Origin of the sequence: Candidatus Portiera aleyrodidarum (genome assembly GCF_000953295.1) — a bacterium.
GTDB classification, from domain to species: domain Bacteria; phylum Pseudomonadota; class Gammaproteobacteria; order Johnevansiales; family Johnevansiaceae; genus Portiera; species Portiera aleyrodidarum_A.
Window position 1 is genome coordinate 155,640 of record NZ_LN649255.1, and the last position, 23,468, is coordinate 179,107.

The window sequence follows — 23,468 nt, forward strand, 5'->3', positions numbered from 1 at the left end:
TTTCTTTTCCTTTTATACCACTACTGGATTGATTTTATTTGTATTTATATTATATTTTTTTAAAGCTTTTTTTACAATTGATATATCTAGAAGCCCTTTATTATTAAGTGCTTTTAACGCTATTATAGTTATAAAATATCTATCTACTTCAAAAAAATATCTTAAAGTTTTACGAGTATCTGATCTACCATAACCATCAGTCCCTAAAACATAATAATCATTTGGAACCCAAGCACGTACTTGGTCTGCATATAATTTTATATAATCTGTACTTGCTATTATTGGACATTTATCTTTTTCTAAACATTTTGTTATCCAAGGTTTTAAAACTTTTTTTTCACACAGTAAAAATTTTTTTCTATCTAATTCCACCGCTTCCCTCCTTAACTCATTAAAACTTGTTACACTCCAAACTTTAGAAGAAATATTAAAAGTATCTTTTAAAATTTCAGAAGCATATTCAACTTCTCGTAAAATACTACCAGATCCTAATAAGTGCACTTTTAACTTTTTATTAGTTTTAATTTTTATTTCACGTAACAAATACATTCCACGTATTATACCTTCTTCACTATTTTCAGGCATTTGAGGATGTAAATAATTCTCATTCATTAAACTTATATAATAATAACAATTTTCTTTATTTACATACATTTTTTTTAAACCAGTTTGTAAAATTACAGCTAACTCATAAGAATAAGTAGGATCATAAGAACGGCAACTAGGTATAATCGATGCCAATAATTGTCCGTGTCCATCTTGATGTTGTAAACCTTCTCCATTTAAAGTAGTTCTTCCTGATGTTCCACCTAATAAAAAACCTCTTGATTGCAAATCTCCTGCTGCCCAAGCTAAATCTCCTATTCTTTGAAAACCAAACATGGAATAATAAATATAAAACGGGATTAAGGTATAACCATGATTTGCATATGAAGTTGCAGCAGCAATCCAGGAGCACATAGCCCCTAACTCATTTATTCCTTCTTCAAGAATTTGACCTTTTTTATCTTCTTTATAATAAATTAATTTTTCAGCATCCATTGGTATATATTTTTGTCCGACTACTGAATAGATTCCTACTCTACTAAACATAGTTTCCATTCCAAATGTTCGAGCTTCATCTGGACATATCGGTACTATTCTTTTACCTAAAGTTTTATCTTGCATTAAATTGTTTATTATACGTACACAAATTAATGTAGTTGATATTTTTCTATTACCTATATTTTTTATAAAATTCTTAAAAATTTTATTTTCTAATGTAGGAATTTTTAATTCAACAAATTTTCCATTCCGTTTTGGTAAATACCCATTAAGTTTTTTCCTACAATTGTGTAAATACTTTATTTCTGGTGAATCTTCATCAGGCTTGTAATAAGGGATATTATTTTCTTTTATATTTTCATTATTTATAGGTATATCAAATCTATCCCTAAACATTTTTAATGTTTTATAATCTATATATTTTATATTGTGAGCTTCCATACTTGATTCACAATTATAAATACCGTATCCTTTTATTGTATGTGCTAAAATTACTGTTGGTTTTCCAAAAGAATTATGAACTGCCTCATAATATGCAGCATATACTTTTTGAGGATCATGTCCCCCTCGATTTAAATTATAAATTTCTTTATTCGATAAATTTTTAACTATTTTTGCTGTTTCTTCATATTTCCCAAAAAAATGTTCTTTTGTATATTTTCCACCTAATGCTTGATATCGTTGATATTCACCATCAATTGTTTCATTTATACATTTCTGTAAAAAACCTTTCTTATCTTTTTTTAATAACTTATCCCATAAACCTCCCCAAACTACTTTGATCACATTCCAATTAGCTCCTTTAAATATTCTCTCTAAATCATCTATTATCCTACCATTTCCACGTACAGGACCATCTAATCTTTGTAAATTACAATTTATTACAAATATTAAATTATCTAATTTTTCTATGCTAGCAACATTTATTGCACCTAGAGTTTCAACTTCATCACATTCTCCATCTCCTAAAAACGCCCAAACTTTTCTATCTTCCATATTTTCAATTCCCCGAGAATGCATATACTTCATTAACCTGGCTTGATATATAGCTTGAATTGGACCCAAGCCCATTGAAACTGTTGGAAATTCCCAATAACTTGGCATTAAATATGGATGTGGATATGAGGATAAACCTTTTCCTTTTATTTCTTTCCTAAAATTATCTAATTGTTTTTCTGTAATCCGACTTTCCAAATAGGACCTGGCATAGATTCCTGGGGCAATATGTCCTTGAAAATATATTAAATCTCCTTTAAAAAAATTATTTTTTCCTCTAAAAAAATGATTAAATCCAACTTCATATAACGTACAACTTGACATATAACTTGAAATATGTCCACCTAAATTATGTTTTTTATTGGCTCTAATTATTAAAGCTATTGTATTCCATCTTACTGCAGATCGTATCTTTCTCTCTAAATATTTTTTACCAGGAAAAAGTTTTTCACAATTTTCTGGGATTGTATTTTTATAACTACTAAAATTATTAATGAGATTATCTTTAACAAGATAAGAATTATTAATATAATTTACCATACTATTTAATAAATATTTTACACGAAATATTCCCTCTCGATCCATTACTGAAATTATAGAGTCAATCCATTCTTTCGTTTCTAAAGGATCAAGATCTTTTATCATAAAAATATCTCCTAATATTTTTATTAATTTATTTTAATACTTCTAATAATTGCAATGTTTTTAATAAGGTTGAGTGATATTTATTTGCTAACCATGTTAAAGGTAATCTTATTCCTTTTTTTACTAAACCCATTTTATTTAAAGCCCATTTTACTGGTATAGGATTTGATTCGATACTTAAAGCATAATGCAATGGCATTAATTTTTTATTTATTTTATAAGCTAATTCAATATTACCTTCTATTGAAGCAATACATAATTCATGCATTTTTTTAGGAACTATATTTGATGAAACAGAAATTACTCCGTGACCACCAGATAATAAAAATTCACAAGCTGTACTATCATCCCCTGAATATAAAGCAAAATCTTTATATTTTAATTTTTCAATTAACTCTACAGCTCTTTCTAAATCACCTGAAGATTCTTTTATTCCTATAATATTTTTAATTTCTGATAATTTTAAAATTGTTTCATTATAAATATCTACACCCGTTCTTTTTGGCACATTATAAATTATTATTGGAAGGCCTACAGAAGCTATTTCTTTAAAATGGTCTAACATCCCACATTGAGTAGGTTTATTATAATAAGGAGTTACAGATAAACCAGAATGAGCACCAGCTTTTTTTGCAGATTTTGTTAAATTAACTGCTTCACTGGTTGAATTAGCACCTATTCCCGCAATTACTGGAATCTTATTATTTACCTCATTAACTATAGTACGTATTACTTTAAAATGTTCTTCTAAATTTAGTGTGGTTGTTTCACCTGTTGTTCCTGCTGCTACTATTGCATCTGTATTATTTTCTAAATGAAACTTTACTAAAGTTCTCAAAGATTCCCAATCTATTACACCATTTCTTTTCATGGGTGTAGCAATTGCAACTATGCTTCCCCTTATCATATTTAACCTCTTATTTAAATTTTATTTTTTTTTAAAAATATTAGATTTAATAATATCATTTCTAATCCTGATTTTAAATCTGATAATTCTAACATAGTTTTACGTCCTTTTAATATTATTTTATAATATATCTTTATTTCTTCTATAGTAAAATTTTTAGAAAAATAAATTAAATCTTCATCTAGATCTTCATTTATTAATTTAAAATAATTTGGTAGAAGTTTTGATAAAAATATTTTATGAAACAAAATAATTAACTCATCACATATATAAATAAAATCTACACCTAATTCATAGAAATTTATTATTAATTCTAAGATTTTATATATATCATTTTTTATTAAAGCTTTTACTATTAAATAAATATAATATTTATCTATTACTCCTAAAATATTAATTATATTTTTTTCTTTAATTTTTTTACCACAAAAAATTATAGCTTGTTCTATTAAAGATAAAGCATCTCTCATAGAACCTTTTGAAAGTTTACATATTAAATTTAAAGCATTATTTTCTATTAATATATTTTCTAAAAACAAGATTTTTTTTAAATATTTAACCATTAATTTAAAGGGGATTAATTTTAAATTAAATTGTAAACATCTTGATAAAATTGTAATTGGAATTTTTTTAAATTTTGTAGTAGCTAATAAAAATTTTATATATTCAGGTGGTTCTTCTAAAGTTTTTAATAATGCATTAAAACTATATAAAGAAAGCATATGTACTTCATCAATTAAATATATTTTATACCGTCCTTTAATTGGAGGATATTTTATATCTTCTAATAATTCTTTTGTTTCTTCAACTTTTGTTCTTGAAGCAGCATCTACTTCAATTAAATCACTAAATTTTCCTAGATTTATTAATTTACAATTTTTACATTTTTCACATGAATTTATTAATATCCCTTTTTCACAATTTAAACATTTTGCAAAGATTCTAGCTAGTGTAGTTTTCCCAACCCCTCTACTGCCTGTAAATATATAGGCATGATGTAATCTAAAATTTTTTATAGAACTTTTTAAAGATTTTATTACATGATTTTGTCCTATTAAATCATCTAATTTTTTTGGTCTTAATTTTAGAGCTAAAATTTTATAGCTCATTATTTTTATGTCCTTATAAATTTAATTTTCTAAATGTCCTCCAAATTGCTTACGCATTGCTGACAATAATTTCTCTCCAAATTTTTTTTTTATTCTTGATCTAAATCTAATATATAAAGATGTTGTTAAGACTTCTAACGGTATTGATTCTTCTAATGCTGTTTTTACTATCCATCTGGCTTCACCAGAATCATTAACCTTACCATTAAATTCATTAAGTTTAATATCATTAGCTAATGATATTGAAATTAAATCTAATAACCATGAACTTATTACGCTACCAACACGCCATGTTGAAGATATATAATATAAATTTAAATTATAACGATTTTTATATGAGACATTTTTTTTATTAAAATTTTTCATAAAATTAAAACCTTCAGAATATGATTGCATCATTCCATATTCTATTCCATTATGTATCATCTTAACAAAATGTCCTGAACCTATTTTTCCACAATACATATAACCTTTATTTTTTTTATTTTTTGGAGATAAAACATAAAAAATATTATTATTTTTTTCAAAAATTTTTTGATTTCCTCCTATCATCATACAATAACCTCTTTTTAATCCCCAGATTCCACCTGAAACACCTACATCTATATAATTAATTCCTTTTATAAATAATTTTTCAGATCTAATAATATCGTTTTTAAAGTATCCATTACTCCCGTCGATTAATGTATCACCAATTTCCATATACTTTATTATTTTTATAATTACTTCTTCTGTTATTTCACCTGCCGGTAACATCAACCAAATTGTTCTAGGATTTTTTAATTTTAAAACCAAATTTTTTAATGATTTTACTCCTTTCCCTCCTTTTTCTTCAATTTTTTTTATATTTTTTATATTTTTATCATAAATATAACATTTATATTTATTTCTTATTAATCTTATAGAAATATTACCCCCCATTTTTCCTAAACCAATAATCCCAATATTCACTTAATAATCTCCTAACAAATTTAATTTTATTTAAGGAGAGAGAGGGATTCGAACCCTCGAAGTTTATAACTTACACACTTTCCAGATGTGTTCCTTCAGCCACTCGGACACCTCTCCAATCTTCTTAACTATGTATACCTTTTCCTTTTATTAATAATTTTATTGATATTGAATATAATAATATAATAAATATTATTATTGCTACTAATGATTTCTCTATAACTATATCTGATATCCCTAATATTCCATATCTAAAAATATTAACCATATAAAGTATTGGATTTATTAATGAGATTTTTTTCCAAAAATCAGGTAATAAATTTATAGTATAGAATACCCCACCTAGATAACTCAAAGGAGTTAATACAAAAATAGGAATTATTGAAATATCATCAAATTTATTAGCTATTAAAGCATTTATAAATCCTGCTAATGAAAATAATATAGATGTTAAGATTATTACCAATATAGTTAAAAAAGGATGTATAATTTTTATTTTTATAAAAAACATTGAAACAAATGTAACTATAAAACCTACTAATAAACCTCTAAATAAACCACCTATAATAAAACCATCTAATATTACCCAATCTGGCATTGGGGAAATTATTAATTCTTCTATAGATCTTTGAAATTTATTACCAAAAAAAGAAGAAGCCACATTAGAAAAACTATTTGTGATAACTGCCATCATTATTAATCCAGGAATAATATAAGTTATATAACTTACCCCACCCATCTTACCTAATCTAGAACCTATTAAATTTCCAAAAATTATAAAATACATAGTACTTGTAATGGAAGAAGGCAATAATGTTTGAGGCCAAATACGTATAAACCTACGAATTTCTCTTTTTATTAATGTAAATAACGCTATAAATAATTTTTTATTTTTCAATTTAATTTAAATACTCTTTATTTATCATTATCTATTAAATTTAAAAACATTTCTTCTAATCTCTTAGATTTATTACGAATAGATAAAATTTCTATTTTTTTCTTATAAAAGATATTAAATATCTCATTTATATTTATTCCTTTTTTTATTGATAATAAAATTTTATAAGAATCTTTAATTTTTAATTTTACCCCATTTATTACTGGGAATTTTTTTAAAGGTTTTTTTATTTCTAGTAAAAAAGTATTAACATCTAATTGTGTCAATAAAGAATGCATACTAGTATTTTTTATTATTACACCTTTATTTATAATAGCTACATTTCTACATAATCTTTCAGCTTCTTCTAAATAATGAGTTGTTAATATAATAGTTTTTTTTTCATTTTTATTTATATTATACATATAATTCCATATAATTCTTCTTAATTCAATATCTAATCCTGCTGTAGGTTCATCTAAAATTAATAAATTTGGATTATGCACTAAAGACCGTGCAATCATTAAACGTCTTTTCATTCCTCCAGATAAATTTCTTACTATCATTTCTCTTTGTTTAAACAACCCTAAATCGTTTAACAATTTATAAATACGTATTTTTGAAAAAATTTTAGATAAACCATAATATCCAGCTTGTGTAAAAAGAATATTTTCAACTTTTTCAAATTGATTTAAATTATATTCTTGAGATACAATTCCTAATTTGTATTTAGCTTTTGAAAAATTTTTATCTATATCTATATCAAAAATTTTTATTTTTCCAAATGTTTTTTTTATTAAAGAACTTATTATCCCAATCGTTGTTGTTTTGCCTGCGCCATTAGGTCCTAATAACGCAAAAAAATCTCCACTTATAACATTTAGACTTATATCTCTTAAAGCATAATTTTTATTATTATAAATTTTTGTTAAGTTTTTTATACATAAAGCTATATTTTTCATATTTTAAGTTACCTTAGCGGGAAACGAGATTCGAACTCGCGACCTTCACCTTGGCAAGGTGACACTCTACCGCTGAGCTATTCCCGCAAACATATAGATGATGTCCCATAGGAGGATCGAACCCCTGTTGTCACCGTGAAAGGGTGATGTCCTAACCACTAGACGAATGGGACTATTTAATAATTTTTTTATTATTATATTAATAATCTTACTTGTCAATATTAACTATATTAATATAAAGATTACGATATAATTAATATATTTAGGAGAAGAAATTATGATAAAAGAAGAAAATATTGAAATGGAAGGATTAATTATAGAAACATTACCAAATACTATGTTTAGAGTAAAATTAGAAACTGGTCATATAATTCTAGCTCATATTTCAGGTAAAATTAGAAAAAATTATATTAGAATTTTAACTGGAGATAAAGTAAAAATAGAACTTACCCCTTATGATCTTACAAAAGGTCGTATAATATATAGATCACGTTAATGAATAAAAATAAAAAAATTATTGTTTGTCTGTCAGGAGGAATTGATTCTTCTATATGTGCTTTTTTATTAAAAAAAAAATACCTTATTGAAGGATTATTTATGAAAAACTGGGAATTTATAAATAATTCAAAGAAATGTACAATAAAAAAAGATTATAAAGACGTAATTTATATATGTAAAAAATTAAAAATATTTTTACATATTGTTAATTTTTCAGCTGAATATTGGAATAAGGTGTTAAAAAGAACTATTAAAGAATTTATTTATGGGAATACACCAAATCCAGATATATTATGCAATAAAGAAATAAAATTTAAGTTATTGATTAAATATGCATTTAATATATTAAATGCAGATTATATAGCTACTGGTCATTATGTTAGATCAACAAATAATTTTTTAATAAAAAGTATTGATTTAAATAAGGATCAAAGTTATTTTTTATATAATATAAATAAAAAATTTATAAAAAAAATTATCTTCCCAATAGGAAGTTATAAAAAATTTGAAGTAAGAAAAATTGCAAAAAATAATTTATTTAAAATATATAATAAAAAAGACTCTTTTGGAGTTTGTTTTATACAAAATAAAAAATTTATTTCTTTTTTAAAGAAATTTATTCCTTTAAATTTTGGAAAAATACAAACAAGAAATAATTTTTTTATAGGTAAACATATCGGTTTTTCTTTTTATACTATTGGTCAACGTTATGGTTTCAATATAAATAAAAAATTTAATACTATTTATTGGTATATTATAAAAAAAAATTTAAAAAAAAATCTTTTATATGTAACAAATAAAAATAATAAATATTTATATAAAAATTCATTAATTACAAAAAATATACATTGGATTTATAATCCTTTTAATAGAAAAATAAAAAATCCAATAATTTTATCTGCTAAAATTAGATATAGACAAATAGATCAAAAATGCCTAGTTTATAACTTTATTAATTATATCAAAGTATATTTTTTATATAAACAAAGATCAATAACTGAAGGACAATCCATTGTATTATATAAAAATAATATTTGTTTAGGAGGAGCTCTTATAAAATCAGCATATAATAGAAAAGAAAATTAATATAAAAAAATTTTTATAATTTTTTTTAAAAAATTAACAAAAAGTTTAATTTCTTCTAAAGAATTATAAATTGCAAAAGAAATTCTACAAACTGTATTTATTCCATAATTATTTAACATAGGTTGGACACAATGATTTCCTGTCCTAATAGCTATCCCATATTGATCTAATAATAATCCTATATCATGTGAATTAATACCTTCTATTATAAAAGATAATACTGAAATTCTTTTATTTTTTCCTAAAATATGAATATTTTTTATATTATTTAATTTTTTTATTAAATAAAAAATAAGTATTTTTTCCCAAATTTTTATAAAATTTAAATTTTTTTTTAACCATTTTAATGATGTATAAAATGCTATAATATTACATATAGCTTGTGTACCTGCTTCAAATTTATAAGGAACTTCTGAAAAGTTAATTTTTTTTTTAAAAAAAGTAAAATTCCTTACCATCTCTCCACCAAATTGCCAAGGAACCATACATCTTAAGATATCTAATCTTACATATAATATTCCTACACCTGTTGGCCCGTAGCTTTTATGTGAAGAAAAAACATAAAAATCTACATTTAATTTTTGTACATCAATTTTTTTATGAGATATTGCCTGAGCTCCATCTACTAAAATTAATGATTTTTTTTTATGAGCTATAATTGATAATTTTTTTATAGGATTTATTACCCCTGAAACATTAGAAACATGAGTAATAACTACTAATTTTGTTTTTTTAGTAAACAACCTTTTATATTTTTTTATATCTACTAAACCTTTATCATTTACAGGGATTATTTTTAATTTTAATTTTTTTTTTTCAGATAATATTTTCCAAGGAATTATATTTGAATGATGTTCCATAATAGAAATTAAAATTTCATTTCCTTTTTTTAATTTAAATCCATAACTATTAGAAACCATGTTTATAGATTCTGTTGTTCCTTTTGTAAATATAATCTCTTCTTTATATTTTGCATTTATAAATTTACAAACAATTTTTCTTGTACGTTCATACGCTAAAGTAGCAGAATTTGATAAATAATGTGTTCCCCTATGAATATTAGAATTATAATAGATGTTATATTCATTAATTACTTTTATTACATTATTTGGCATTTGAATTGTAGCTGCATTATCAAAATATATTAAATTATATATTTTATATATAATTCTTTTTAAGAATGGAAAATCTTTTCTTATTTTTATAATTTTTTTATTTAGAAATTTATAATTTATTAACATATCATATGTTTATAACATATATTTATCTTTAAAAGAATTTATTTTTTTTGATATATTTTTTATTATTTTTAAAAAAAAATATTTTTTTAATGAAATATTTTTTATTTTTTTAAAAAATTGATTAATGATACTTAATAAAATTAAATTTTTTGCGATTTCTTTTTTTATACCTCTAGTTCTTAAATAAAAAATATAATCTTTATTTATTTTTCCTGTAACTGTGCTATGTGTACAAAATACATCTTTTGATTTAATTTTTAATTTTGGATTTGTTTTAATAATAGAATTATTAGATAATAAGATATTATTATTTTTTTGAATTCCATATACATTTTTTATATTATTTCTTATCATAATATAACAATTAAAAATACCTTTACCATTATTATCTATTATTCCTTTAAAATCTATATTTGAACTTGTAAAGTTATAATTATGATTAATAATTATATTATTTTTTATAAAATTTTTATATTTAGGATAAAACAACCCTAATAATATACATTTACTATACTTTTTATTTAAATTTATTATTAATTTATTATATAATAAATAACAAAATAAATTTATATTATAAAAATAATATTTACTAAATTTTTTTTGATTTACAATCATATTTGACAGATGAATATCTAAGATATTTAATTCTTCTAACTTATAAAAGTCTATTTTTGTATTATTATTTATATTTATTTCAAAAAATATATTATTTATATTTTTTATATTATTTTTATTTATATAATGTTCTATTATTTTAATATTTATATTTTTTTCAATATAAATTAATATTTTTAAATTATTTTTTTTTATATAAATTTTTTTATTTGATATATATAAAAAATATATTGGTTTTTTTATTTTTATATTCGATTTAATATAAAGTATTAAGCCATTAAATCTATTTAATTTTATAAAACCTTGTTTTATTTTATATTTAATATTATTTAATATAATATTTTTTAAATAAATTATTTCTATCCCATATAATTTATTTATAGTTGAATATTTTTTTGATAATCTGCCATCTATAAAAACTATCAAATATGCATCAATATTTAAAATACTTTTTTTTATATTACTAAACATATTTTTCATAACCAAATAATTCTAAATCATTAACTAAATTTTTCTCACCAGATTTTATTAATTTTCCATTTAATAATATATGTATATAATTTGGTATTATATAATTTAATACACGTTTATAATGAGTAATTAAAATAATTGAACAATTAGTTTTTGATCTTATCAAATTTATACCTTTTGATACTATTTTAAGAGAATCAATATCTAAACCTGAATCTATTTCATCAAGTAAAATTATTTTTGGTTTTAACATTAACATTTGTAAAAGTTCATTTTTTTTTCTTTCTCCACCTGAAAAATTTTCATTTACAGATCTTTTAAAAAGTTTTTTATCAAATTTTAAATATTCCATATTTTTTTTTATTTTTTTTATAAAAGTATAAATACTTATTTTATCTTTTCTTAAATAAATTAATTTTTCATTTAATGCTGTATGTAAAAAATATATATTTTTTACACCTGGAATTTCTATTGGATTTTGGAAACTTAAAAAAAATCCTAATTTTGATCTTTCTTCTATATTTAAATTAGTAATATTAATATCATTAAAAAAAATTTTACCTTTAGTTATTGTATTTTCTTCTTTTCCTGCTAATGTTGATAATAAAGTAGTTTTGCCAGACCCATTTGGGCCCATTATTACATGGGTTTCACCTTGATTAATTTTTATATTAATACCTTTTAAAATTTGAGTTTTTTTTATTTTAACATTTAAATTTTCTATTTTTAACATATATAATTTTTTATTATCCTAAAGAACCTTCTAAAGTTATTTCTAATAAAGATTCTGCTTCAACTGCAAATTCCATTGGTAAATTTTGAAATACATCTTTACAAAACCCATTAACTATCAGATTTATAGTATCTTCTTTTTTTATTCCTCTTTGCATACAATAAAAAATTTGATCTTTATTTATTTTATAAGCTGTCGCTTCATGTTCTAATATCGATGTTTTATTTTTTATATTTTGATAAGGGATAGTATATATGATACTATTATTGCCTATTATTAATGAATCACATTGGGTATAATTTCTTGATTTGATAGAATTTTTTGTTATTTTTACTAAACCTCTATACGCTTGTTTTGATTTTCCAATTGCTATGCCTTTCGCTATTATCGTTGATTTAGTATATTTACCAACATGAATCATTTTTGTCCCAGTATCTGCTATTTGTTTATTTTTAGTTATAGTTACTGAATAAAATTCCCCCTTAGAATTATCTCCTTTAAGTATACAAGAAGGATATTTCCATGTAATGGCTGAACCTATTTCTAATTGTATCCAACTAATTCTAGATCTCAAACCATTACATAATCCACGTTTAGTTACAAAATTATAAATACCGCCTATACCTTTTTCATTACCTGGATACCAATTTTGTACTGTAGAATATTTTATATAACTATCTTCAAAAGCTATTAATTCTACTACAGCAGCATGTAATTGATTTTCATCATAAATTGTTGCAGTGCATCCTTCCAAATATGAAACACTTGATCTTTTTTCACATATAATTAATGTTCTTTCAAATTGTCCTGTCTTATTAGTATTCATTCTAAAATAAGTAGATAATTCAATAGGACATTTTATGCCTTCCGGTATAAAAACAAAAGTTCCATCTGTAAAAACTGCTGAATTTAACGCTGAAAAATAATTATCATCTTGCCGAACAACAGAACCTAAATATATTTTTATTATATAAGAATATTTTTTTATTGCTTCTGAAATAGAACAAAAAATAATTCCTAAGTTATATAATTTTTCTTTATAAGTAGTAGCAATTGATACAGAATCAAATACTGCATCTACTGCTATTCCTTTAATTTTATTATTTTCATATAAATTTACACCTAATTTTTTATAGGAATATAAGAATTTTTTATTTAAATATTTTTTTTTTGGAGAACTAAAAAAAGAAATTTCTTTATAATTTATTTTAGGTGTTTTAAATATAGCCCAAAAAGGTGGTTTCATATTTAACCATTTATAATAAGATCTTAATCTCCATTTTAACATCCAGTTTGGTTCTTTTTTATATTTTGATATATTATTTATTATTTTTTTATTTAATCCAGGTAATTGTATATTACAATCTATATTTATTTTAAAACCATGTTTATATTTTTTTTTATATAATTTTTTTAAAATCTTATTATTTGTATTTATCAAAATTCTAATCTCTAAATATTATTTTTTAATATAATAGTATCAGTTCTTACAGGTCCAGTAGATATCCCTATTTCATTTTCTATACCTTTAGTAGGTTTGATTTCTTTATCTCTAACCCTGTGTCCCTTTACTTATGTCTTCCTATTATTACTATATTTTTACCAATCATATTTTTCTTAATTTTATTTTTTTTATAATGATATTACTTGCCATTCTTTATTTATCAAACATAATTTTCTATTACAATTATTTTCATTTAAATTAATAATTTGATTTGGTAATTCTTGTATTACTTTTTCACCATAAAATCTTAATTCCTCAATTTTTTGTTTTAATTTTAAATCATCTAAATCTGGAGCCCAGATTCCTTCTATATTATTTTTTTTTTCATTTAATAATGTCAATAAATTTAAATCCATAGTACAACCCGTCGAAGGTCTTTTTTTTCCATAATTTTTTCCAATATCATATCTACCTCCTTTAGCTATAGATTGTACAATTCCTGATACATAAACTGTAAATATTATACCATTATGATATTGATAACCTTTAAAATCAGACAAATCAAAATATATTGATATATTTTTATAATTTTTCTTAATAAATTTATATATAATTATTAACTGATCCAAAGCAATTTTAATATCTTCCAGAAAGGATATTTTTTTATATGCTGATTTAAGCATATTAAAATCACCATGTAATCTTGGTAATATTTTTAATATTTTACTTATATTTAAATCTATATTTATTTTTTTTATTATATTTTCAACATCTGTATATGATTTATTTTCTATTGATTCAAATAAAATATTTAAATATTCTTTTTCTATTTTAGATTTTTTTATTAATATCCTATATATACCTAGGTGCCCAAAAGATAAATTTATTTTTTTTGCTCCAGATAATCTTAAACTTTTAATAGTAAGATTTATTATTTCTATATCTGCTTCAATCCCAATATAACCTAATAATTCTATGCCAACTTGTATAGGATTTCTTCCTAAATCATTTTGTTCCTCAACTGTAAAAGCTCTAAAAACATTTGTACAATAACATATTCTATATGGACCTTGATTTTTTAATATACGAGAATCTAACCTTGCAATTTGTGGAGTTGAATCTGCACTTAAACCAATTAATTTCCCACTTAATGTATCTATTAATTTGAATGTCTGTAATTCTAAATCAGATCCTACATTATTTAATAATGTTTCTAAATATTCGATTTGTGTAGTAATAACAAAATTATAACCATATTTATAATATAAATCTAATAAATCTCTTCTTGTTTTTTCTAATTTTATTGCTTGATTTGGTAAGATTTCATTTATCCCATCCGGTAATAAAAAAGTTTTCATAATTTTTTTCATAATTTTATATTATTTATTTTTATTATATATTATATTTTTTTATCCAATATCTTGAAATATTACTTTTTAATAAATATATGAAATAATCACTTATTTTTGGATTACAAGCATCTAACCAAAAAGCATCATTAAATTTACGTAACCATAATTTTTGTTTTTTTGCTAAATTTCTATTAGCAGCTAATAATTTTTCTTTTAATATAAAAAAATTATATTTCCCATCAATATATTCCCAAACTTGACGATAACCTATACTTTGCATAGCTGGTAATTCCAAATACATATTTTTCATATTTTTTAAAAATTCTACTTCTGTAATCAAACCACTTTCTAACATAAAATTTAACCTAAAAAAAATATTTTTATATAAAATATCTTTATTATTATGTGTTACTATAAATTTTATTACCTCACATGGAAAATTTTCTTTATTTTTTTTTTGCCAAAAAAAATTAATAAATTTATTAGTATTTAAATATACTTCTAAAAATCTTTTATTTCTATAAATATCATTATTATTTATTTCTTTTTTTATAAATTTATTTTTTTTAAATATTTTTTTTAATAATAAAAAATAATATTTATCATAATGTTCTATTTTATATTTTAAAACCGGTATTTTAGCAATTCCTTCCAATAAAATATTAAAATAAAACATAGAACCACCAACTAATATTGGAATTTTTCCAGAAGTACTAATTTTTTTCATTGCTTTTAATGCATCATTTCGAAAATTCCAAACTGAATATATTTCATAAGGATATCTTATATCTATTAATTCATGATATATCTTTTTAGGTTTTGCTGTACCGATATTCATATATCTATAAACCATAGCTGAATCAACACTAATTAATTCACAATTTAATAACTTTTTTAATTTTATAGCTAATTCTGTTTTTCCTGATGCAGTTGTCCCCATTAAAAAAATAGCAATTGGTTTTTTATTATATATTTTCATAATCAACGTTTACGTAAAAATAAATTATCTAGTTTCTTATTAGAAATTTTAATCCAAGTGGGTCGGCCATGATTACAAATTTTTATATTATTTGTTAATTCCATTTCACGTAAGAATGAATTCATTTCTATGATTGTTAATTTTTTATTTGATCGTATACTATTATAACAAGAATATTTTATAAAAATTTTCTTTAAGTTATTTAATATATTTTTCTCAGAATCAATAATTTTTAATTTTTCAAAAATTTTTTTAATTATTAAATAAATATTTATATTTTTTAAAAAATAATTAGGTATTTCTTTTATTAAAATTATATTTGAATTTATTATTTCTAACGTTATTCCTAATTTTAAAAAAATTTTTTGGTTTTTTTTTATTAAATAAATTAATTCATTATCTAATTTTAAATTTATAGGAAATAATAATTTTTGTTTTAAAGTTTTATTATTAAATTGTTGTTTTTTTATTTTTTCATAAATCATTCTTTCATGAGCCGCATGTATATCTACAAGAATTAAACCTTCTTTATTTTGTGATATAATAAATTTTTCTTTATATTGACCTATAGCAAATCCTAAATAATTTTTATTATTTATTTTTTCTAAATTTAAATTTTCTTTTTTTTGATTTTTTTTTATTTTATTATTTTTTAATTTACAATTACTTTTTAATAAATTATAAATATTTTCATAAATAAAATTACTTATTATTTTTTTATTTACAAAATTAACTTTATACTTATTAGGATGTACATTTATATCTAACATACTTTTTTTTATACTTATATATAAAATATATGATGGTTTTAAACCTTTAAACATAGTTTCATTATAAGCATTTAATATAATTTTTTTTAAAAAAGGATCTTTTATTATTCTTCTATTTATAAAAATATATTGTTTATTTTTTCCAAAAATATAATTTGGTAAAATAAACCATCCTATAATTTTTATTTGATTATATTTATCAAGTTTATTTATAAACAAACTATTTTTTATAAAATTTTTACCAAAAATATTACTAATTCTATTTCGACATTCATTTATATTTAAACAAGGTAATAATTTATATATATTTTTTTTATTTATAAAAGTCCAACAAATATCAAAACTTGATAAAACTAAATTATAAAACATTTCAACAATTTTATTTTTTTCAATTCTATCACTAGATAAATTATTTAATTTTATAGGATTATTATAAAATAAATCACTTACAGATACAGTCGTACCTTTCAAATGTGGATAAGGAAAAATATCTATTCTTCCAAAATTTTTAGATATTCCATATCCTTTATAAGTTTCATTATAAGGATTAGATAATAAAGAATAATTAGATATTGATCCTATTGCTGATAAAGCTTCACCTCTAAAACCTAATGTTTTAATATTATTAATCTCATAAAAATTACTTATTTTACTTGTTGCATTTTTTAAAAATACTAATTTTAAATCATCTTGATTTATTCCACAACCATTATCAACAACTTTTATTAATTTTTTCCCCCCTTTTTCTATATTTATTTTTATATTTTTACTTCCAGCATCTATAGAATTTTCAACTAATTCTTTTAAAACATATGATGGATCTTTAATAAGTTCACCAGCTGAGATTTTATTTATTAAATGTTTATTTAGTATTTTTATTCTATTAAAGTTTTTTTCAATCATAAGATTTTTATTTTATATATTTATTTAAATAATATAATTTATATAATTTTATATTTCCTAAAAATAAATTTATTAATAAATTTATTTTATAAATTTTTTTATATTTTTTTAAATATATATATTTTTTTATTCTTATAAAATTATATATATATAATTTTTTTAAATATATATATTTAATAATTTGTATTTTATTTATCTTTTTTTTCAAAATATATATTTTTTTATATTTGATAAAATATATATCAATATTAAAAATATTATTTTTTTTTAATAAATTATAATTAATTAAAATTTTTTTTATAAGTTTTATTTTTTTTATATTTCCTAAAATATATATTTTTTTTAAATTTTTTAAATTTATATTAAATATTTTTTTTATAATATATTTTTCACTTAATTTTAGTTTATTTATTGGAAATAAAATTTTTTTCATTTTTATATATTTTTCTTATAGCACCTGTATCAGCAGACCTTGCAAAATATGAATATATTTTTAAAGCTTTTGTTATTATTCTATTCCGATTATTTTTTGGTTTCCATAAATTTTTTTTATATAATTTATTCATTTTATTTCTACGATTAATTAATCTATTTTTATTAATTAATAAATTTATATATCTTTTATTTATATTAATACTAATTAAATCATCATTTTTTATTAAACCTATATTCCCTCCTGAAGCAGCTTCAGGCGAGACATGTCCAATTGATAAACCAGACGTCCCACCAGAAAATCTTCCATCTGTTAATAAAGCACAAAATTTATCTAATTTTTTATATTTCAAATAAGAAGTAGGATATAACATTTCTTGCATTCCTGGTCCCCCTTTAGGACCTTCATAACATATAATTAATATATCCCCTTTCTTTATTTCATTATTTAATATACTTTGAACTGCTAATTCTTGTGAATTAACAACTTTAGCTCTACCTTTAAATTTTAAAATTTTTTTATTTACTCCTGCTGTTTTTACAACACATCCATTTTTAGCGATATTTCCAAATAATATTGCTAATCCGCCATCTTTAGAATAACAATATTTTTTCTTACGAATACAACCATTTTTTCTATCTAAATCTAAAGGCCATTTATTATTTTGATAATAAGATTTATTTGTTATAATTCGACCTGGAGCTGCTTGATAAAAATTTAATATATTTTTATCAAATGAATACATAATATCCCACTTATATAATGCTTCTTTTAATGTTTTACTATATATAGTAGGAACAAATGTATTTAATAAATTTAATTTATTTAATTCCCCTAAAATTCCAAATACCCCACCAGCTCTATGAAAATCTTCAATAAAATATTTTTTTGTATTAGGAGATAATTTACATAATTGTGGTACTTTAGTTGATAATTTATCTATATTTTTTAATTTAAATTTTATATTTGCTTCTTTTGCTATGGCTAATAAATGAAGTATTGTATTTGTTGAACCACCCATAGCGATATCCATTATTATTGAATTTTCAAATGATTCTTTTAAACATATATCTAACGGTAAAATTTTTTCATTATTTTTATAAAATTTATTTGTTATTTCTACAATTTTTTTTCCTACTTTATTAAATAATAATTTCCTATTTACATGAGTTGATAATAAAGTTCCATTACCTGGAAATGCTAATCCTAAAACTTCTAATAAACAATTCATGGAATTTGCAGTAAACATCCCAGAACAACTTCCACAAGTTGGACAAGCATTTTTTTCTATTTCTAATATTTTTTTACTATTTTTAGTTTTTGATCCACTTATAATAATAGCATCTACTAAATTAATATTTTTTTCTTTTATTTTTCCTGCTTCCATAGGACCACCTGAAATAAAGATTGTAGGAATATTTAATCTAAAACAAGCTATTAACATACCTGGCGTAATTTTATCACAATTAGAAATACATACTAGGGCATCAGCACAATGAGCATTTACCATATATTCAACTGAATCTGCTATAAGTTCTCTAGACGGTAAAGAATACATCATCCCACTATGTCCCATAGCAATCCCATCATCTATAGCAATAGTATTAAATATTTTAGCATTTCCACCATTTTTTTTTATTGATTTTTTTATAACTTTTCCTACTTTATCTAAAAGTATATGACCTGGAACAAAATCAGTATAAGAATTTGCAATAGCAATTATTGGTTTATCAAAATCATTATCTTTCATACCAGTCGCACGCCATAACGCTCTCGACCCTACCATTTTTTTATTTGTAGTTTTATAAGATCTATAATTTTTCATTTTTTACCTAATAATATTTTTTTTAAAAAACTATTTTTGCTATATCTTTATAATTTTTAACAAAATGAATTTTTATATTTTTTTTTAAATAATTTGGTAAATTTTCAAAATCTATTTTATTATCTTTTGGTAATAAAATTTCAAAAATTTCACTTCGTCTTGCTGCTACAATTTTTTCTCTAATACCACCTACTGGTAAAATTTGACCTGTTAATGTAATTTCACCAGTCATTGCGAGTTTACTATTTATACTTTTTAATTTAGCTAATGATATTAAAGCTGTTGTCATTGTTACTCCTGCAGATGGTCCATCTTTTGATATTGAACCTTCCGGGATATGTAAATGTATAAAATAATTATTAAAAAATTTTTTATTTATATTATAATAATTAATATTTGCTAATGTATAACTATATGCTATATTTGCTGATTCTTTCATTACATTACCTAAGTTTCCTGTAAGTTTTAAGCCATTTTTAAAATTCTGAATTCTAACAGCTTCAATTGGCAAAGTAACACCACCTAGAGAAGTCCAAGCCAATCCTGTTACTACTCCAATACCGTTTAATAATTTTTCTTTTTTAAAAAGAGGTGTTCCTAAATAATCTTTTAAATTATTAATTGATATATTTATAATATTATTTTTATTTATTAATAATTTAACTACTGATTTACGAACAATCCGATGTAATTGTTTTTCTAAATTTCTAACACCTGCTTCTCTAGCGTATCCTTCTATAATTTGTTTCAATGCCGCTGATGTAATTTTTATACTTTGTTTTGGTAAATTATCTTTTTTTAATAATTTAGGCCACAAATGATTTTTAGCAATCTTATATTTTTCTTCAGATAAATAACCATATAACCTAATAGGTTCCATTCTATCATATAAAGGTATTGGTATAGTATCTGTTTTATTTGCTGTACATATAAATAATACTTTAGATAAATCTATATGAATATCTAAATAATTATCAAAAAACTCATTATTTTGTTCTGAATCTAAAACTTCTAATAAAGCAGAAGCTGGATCATTATTATATGTTTGACTTATTTTATCAATTTCATCTAACATAATTACAGGATTTAAAACCTTTGTTTCTTTTAATGCTTGAACAATTTTACCTGGCATTGAACTTACATAGGTTCTACGATGCCCTTTGATTTCAGCTTCATCACGTATTCCACCTAATGATATTCTATAAAATTTTCTTCCTAATGCATTTGCTATTGATTTGCCGATTGATGTTTTTCCAACTCCTGGAGGACCTATGAATAATAAGATTGAACCTCCTATCGTCCCTTTAAATGTACATTCTGCTAAAAATTCTATAATTCTTTCTTTTATATCATTTATCCCATCATGATATTTATTTAATAATTTACGTGCATAACTTATATCTATTCGATCTTTAGATAAAACACCCCATGGTATTTTTGTTAACCAATCTAAATAATTACGAGTTGTACTATATTCTGGGGATCCTATTTCTAAGATTTTTAATTTATTTAATTCCTCTTTTATCTTTTTTTTAACTTTTTTTGATATTAAAAAGTTTTTTATACGTATTTTAAACTTTTTTATATCATTTATTCTTTCATCTTTTACAATACCTAATTCTTTTTGTATAAATTTTAATTGTTCTCTTAAAAAAAATTCTCTTTGCCGTTCATGTATTTGTAAATTTACTTTTTGTGATATTTCATTTTGTAACTTAGCTATTTCTATTTCTTTTCTTAACATTGGTAAAACTAATTGCATTCTATTTAATATAGATAAAGTCTCTAAGATTTTTTGTAATTCTTTTCCTTTATTTGATGTTATCGCTGCAGCAAAATCTGTTAAAGGACCTGGATCATTTGGACTAAATCTATTTAAATAATTTTTTAAATCTTCACCATATAAAGGATTAATTGGTAATAACTCTTTTATACTATTTATTATTGCAATGGCATAAGCACGTGTTTCATCAGATTCTTTATTTAAAATTTCTTTTGGATATATAACTTCTACAAAAAATGGGGGATTTTTTGATATCCAATTTCTTATTTTAAATCTTTTTAAACCTTGAGCTATAAATTGTATTTGATCTCCATCTGTTCGATGAACTTTTACAATAGTACCTATTAAAGGAAAATCACTCTTATTAAATATTTCTTTATTCTTAACATAAACTAATCCTAAACAATTTTGTTTTGTCTCACCTACTCTTTGTATTGTTTCAATCCATTTATTTTTATTTATTACTAATGGTTGTATTTGAGCCGGAAAAAATGGCCTATTATTTATAGGAAGTAAATAAATACTTTCTGGCAAGAAATCATTTTTAGACACTATTTTATGTCCTTTATAATTATATATTGGTAAATTATTATTTATATATTGGGATTTTTTTACAAAGTTTATTAACTTTAATATTAATTTTTTTTTTTATAATATAAAAATTTTTTTTATTTTTTATATTATCTAATATATCACAAATCCATATAGCTAGATTTTTACATTCTTTTTCTTTAAAACCACGTGTTGTTATTGCTGAGGTACATAATTTAATACCAGATGTAATAGCAAGATTTTTTGAATAATTTGAAATAAAAAATATATCTACTAAAATATTAATTTTTTTTAAAATATATTTTATATATTTACCTTTAATCCCATATTCTATTAACGATATTAAAAAAAAACTATTTTTTTCATTATTTAATATGATTTCATAACCTCTATTAATAAATATCTCAATCATTACTTTTACATTTTTTCTAATTTGTAGTTGATAATTTTTAAAATTTAAATCTAAAGCTTCTTTAAAACATACAGATTTAGCTACTAAACTATTTTTTTTATAAATACTTTTATTATTAATAAATAAAAAAGAATCAATAATATTACAAATATCTGGATTATTTTTAGATAAAATTAATCCCCCAATTGGACCACGTAAATTATTATTAGTTGAAGTAATTACTATATGAGCATAATTTATTGGAGTAGGATATTCATTTATAATAATTAATCCTGTTATTTTACTAATATCTATTATTAAATAACTATTAATATAATTAGATATTTTTCTAAAAATTGCCCAATCTATATTTAAAATATATTCATATAATATAATTTTTATTAATTTGGGTTTATATTTATTTATTAATTCTAATATTTTATTTTTTTTTATTTCATTATTTAATATTTGATATTTTATATATATAATTTTTCTACCTAAAAAATTATAATGATTTTCAATATCTGAATTATAATGATTAATACTTATACAAATAATTATATCTCCACTATTTGTTAATGCTTTATATATTAATTCATTAGCTTCATTATATGAATCAAATATAATATTTGCATAATCACAACCAAACAATTTACAAGCACGTTTTATTGCTAATTTTTCTATATTATTTAGATAATATATATTACTTCTATTTTTATTTATTAATTTACAATTTTGTAATTCAATTATTTTTAAACTTGAATAATTAATCGAAGATAATAATTCAATTTTATTTTCTTGTAAAAATAATTCTTCTTTCACAAAAGAAAATAATTTTTTATCATATTTTTCAATATTATTAAAAACCATAAAAATTCTCTTATACATTATTCTAATTTTT

19 protein-coding genes and 3 tRNA genes are annotated in these 23,468 nt (G+C 21.3%); 2 read left to right on the forward strand and 20 right to left on the reverse strand.

Translation table 11 applies throughout. The features are described 5' to 3' along the window. Positions 1 to 12 precede the first annotated feature (12 nt). The 9 genes from aceE to PAD_RS00905 all read right to left on the reverse strand — a co-directional run bounded on the left by aceE (position 13) and on the right by PAD_RS00905 (position 7,664). Entirely contained in the window at positions 13 to 2,685 is a 2,673-nt protein-coding gene (gene aceE, locus PAD_RS00865) for a pyruvate dehydrogenase (acetyl-transferring), homodimeric type (protein WP_219848591.1), read from the reverse strand. Positions 2,686 to 2,713: 28 nt separating this feature from the next. Further along, positions 2,714 to 3,592 (reverse strand): 4-hydroxy-tetrahydrodipicolinate synthase, encoded by an 879-nt coding sequence (dapA, locus tag PAD_RS00870; protein WP_219848592.1) that lies wholly within the window; start codon positions 3,590 to 3,592, stop codon positions 2,714 to 2,716. Between the two features lie 14 nt (positions 3,593 to 3,606). Beyond that, the gene (gene dnaX, locus PAD_RS00875; RefSeq protein WP_219848593.1) at positions 3,607 to 4,701 is read right to left on the reverse strand and encodes a DNA polymerase III subunit gamma/tau; all 1,095 of its coding nucleotides are present in this window, start codon (positions 4,699 to 4,701) and stop codon (positions 3,607 to 3,609) included. 21 nt (positions 4,702 to 4,722) lie between these two features. Beyond that, on the reverse strand, positions 4,723 to 5,652 hold the full coding sequence (gnd, locus tag PAD_RS00880) for a phosphogluconate dehydrogenase (NAD(+)-dependent, decarboxylating) (RefSeq protein ID WP_219848594.1): 930 nt from the start codon (positions 5,650 to 5,652) through the stop codon (positions 4,723 to 4,725). A gap of 33 nt (positions 5,653 to 5,685) precedes the next feature. Beyond that, positions 5,686 to 5,769, reverse strand: a tRNA-Ser gene (locus PAD_RS00885). 7 nt (positions 5,770 to 5,776) lie between these two features. Continuing rightward, positions 5,777 to 6,550 (reverse strand): ABC transporter permease, encoded by a 774-nt coding sequence (locus PAD_RS00890; protein WP_219848595.1) that lies wholly within the window; start codon positions 6,548 to 6,550, stop codon positions 5,777 to 5,779. Between the two features lie 17 nt (positions 6,551 to 6,567). Beyond that, positions 6,568 to 7,491 (reverse strand): ABC transporter ATP-binding protein, encoded by a 924-nt coding sequence (locus PAD_RS00895; RefSeq protein ID WP_219848596.1) that lies wholly within the window; start codon positions 7,489 to 7,491, stop codon positions 6,568 to 6,570. Positions 7,492 to 7,506: 15 nt separating this feature from the next. Continuing rightward, positions 7,507 to 7,578 (reverse strand) — tRNA-Gly (locus PAD_RS00900). 14 nt (positions 7,579 to 7,592) lie between these two features. After that, positions 7,593 to 7,664 (reverse strand) — tRNA-Glu (locus PAD_RS00905). A gap of 104 nt (positions 7,665 to 7,768) precedes the next feature. Here PAD_RS00905 and infA point away from each other — a divergent pair. Both infA and mnmA read left to right on the forward strand, forming a co-directional pair. Next, positions 7,769 to 7,987, forward strand: coding sequence for a translation initiation factor IF-1 (infA, locus tag PAD_RS00910; RefSeq protein ID WP_219848597.1), 219 nt, complete (start codon positions 7,769 to 7,771; stop codon positions 7,985 to 7,987). Next, positions 7,987 to 9,075 (forward strand): tRNA 2-thiouridine(34) synthase MnmA, encoded by a 1,089-nt coding sequence (mnmA, locus tag PAD_RS00915; protein WP_219848598.1) that lies wholly within the window; start codon positions 7,987 to 7,989, stop codon positions 9,073 to 9,075. The genes infA and mnmA overlap by 1 nt, the downstream gene beginning before the upstream one ends. Here mnmA and PAD_RS00920 read toward each other — a convergent pair. The 11 genes from PAD_RS00920 to PAD_RS00970 all read right to left on the reverse strand — a co-directional run bounded on the left by PAD_RS00920 (position 9,072) and on the right by PAD_RS00970 (position 23,437). After that, a complete protein-coding gene (locus tag PAD_RS00920; RefSeq protein WP_219848599.1) occupies positions 9,072 to 10,316 on the reverse strand; it encodes an aminotransferase class V-fold PLP-dependent enzyme in 1,245 nt (414 codons plus the stop codon). The two genes, mnmA and PAD_RS00920, sit on opposite strands and share 4 nt — an antisense overlap. Positions 10,317 to 10,325: 9 nt before the next feature. Next, positions 10,326 to 11,411: a SufD family Fe-S cluster assembly protein gene (locus PAD_RS00925; protein ID WP_258172080.1), complete on the reverse strand. Its 1,086-nt coding sequence runs from the start codon at positions 11,409 to 11,411 to the stop codon at positions 10,326 to 10,328. Then, a complete protein-coding gene (gene sufC / locus PAD_RS00930; RefSeq protein WP_219848600.1) occupies positions 11,395 to 12,135 on the reverse strand; it encodes a Fe-S cluster assembly ATPase SufC in 741 nt (246 codons plus the stop codon). The genes PAD_RS00925 and sufC overlap by 17 nt, the downstream gene beginning before the upstream one ends. A gap of 13 nt (positions 12,136 to 12,148) precedes the next feature. Continuing rightward, on the reverse strand, positions 12,149 to 13,573 hold the full coding sequence (gene sufB, locus PAD_RS00935) for a Fe-S cluster assembly protein SufB (RefSeq protein WP_416352731.1): 1,425 nt from the start codon (positions 13,571 to 13,573) through the stop codon (positions 12,149 to 12,151). A 194-nt stretch (positions 13,574 to 13,767) separates the two neighbouring features. Then, positions 13,768 to 14,949, reverse strand: coding sequence for an ATP phosphoribosyltransferase regulatory subunit (locus PAD_RS00940; RefSeq protein ID WP_258172081.1), 1,182 nt, complete (start codon positions 14,947 to 14,949; stop codon positions 13,768 to 13,770). Positions 14,950 to 14,971: 22 nt separating this feature from the next. Next, positions 14,972 to 15,910: a tRNA (adenosine(37)-N6)-dimethylallyltransferase MiaA gene (gene miaA, locus PAD_RS00945; protein WP_219848602.1), complete on the reverse strand. Its 939-nt coding sequence runs from the start codon at positions 15,908 to 15,910 to the stop codon at positions 14,972 to 14,974. Positions 15,911 to 15,912: 2 nt separating this feature from the next. After that, positions 15,913 to 17,583: a DNA mismatch repair endonuclease MutL gene (mutL, locus tag PAD_RS00950; RefSeq protein ID WP_219848603.1), complete on the reverse strand. Its 1,671-nt coding sequence runs from the start codon at positions 17,581 to 17,583 to the stop codon at positions 15,913 to 15,915. A gap of 7 nt (positions 17,584 to 17,590) precedes the next feature. Further along, positions 17,591 to 18,016: a hypothetical protein gene (locus PAD_RS00955; protein ID WP_219848604.1), complete on the reverse strand. Its 426-nt coding sequence runs from the start codon at positions 18,014 to 18,016 to the stop codon at positions 17,591 to 17,593. Further along, positions 17,988 to 19,841: a dihydroxy-acid dehydratase gene (gene ilvD / locus PAD_RS00960; protein WP_219848605.1), complete on the reverse strand. Its 1,854-nt coding sequence runs from the start codon at positions 19,839 to 19,841 to the stop codon at positions 17,988 to 17,990. The genes PAD_RS00955 and ilvD overlap by 29 nt, the downstream gene beginning before the upstream one ends. A gap of 22 nt (positions 19,842 to 19,863) precedes the next feature. Then, on the reverse strand, positions 19,864 to 22,176 hold the full coding sequence (gene lon / locus PAD_RS00965; protein WP_219848606.1) for an endopeptidase La: 2,313 nt from the start codon (positions 22,174 to 22,176) through the stop codon (positions 19,864 to 19,866). A gap of 37 nt (positions 22,177 to 22,213) precedes the next feature. Next, positions 22,214 to 23,437, reverse strand: a complete 1,224-nt coding sequence (locus tag PAD_RS00970; RefSeq protein ID WP_219848607.1) for a PLP-dependent aminotransferase family protein — start codon at positions 23,435 to 23,437, stop codon at positions 22,214 to 22,216. Positions 23,438 to 23,468: the final 31 nt, after the last annotated feature.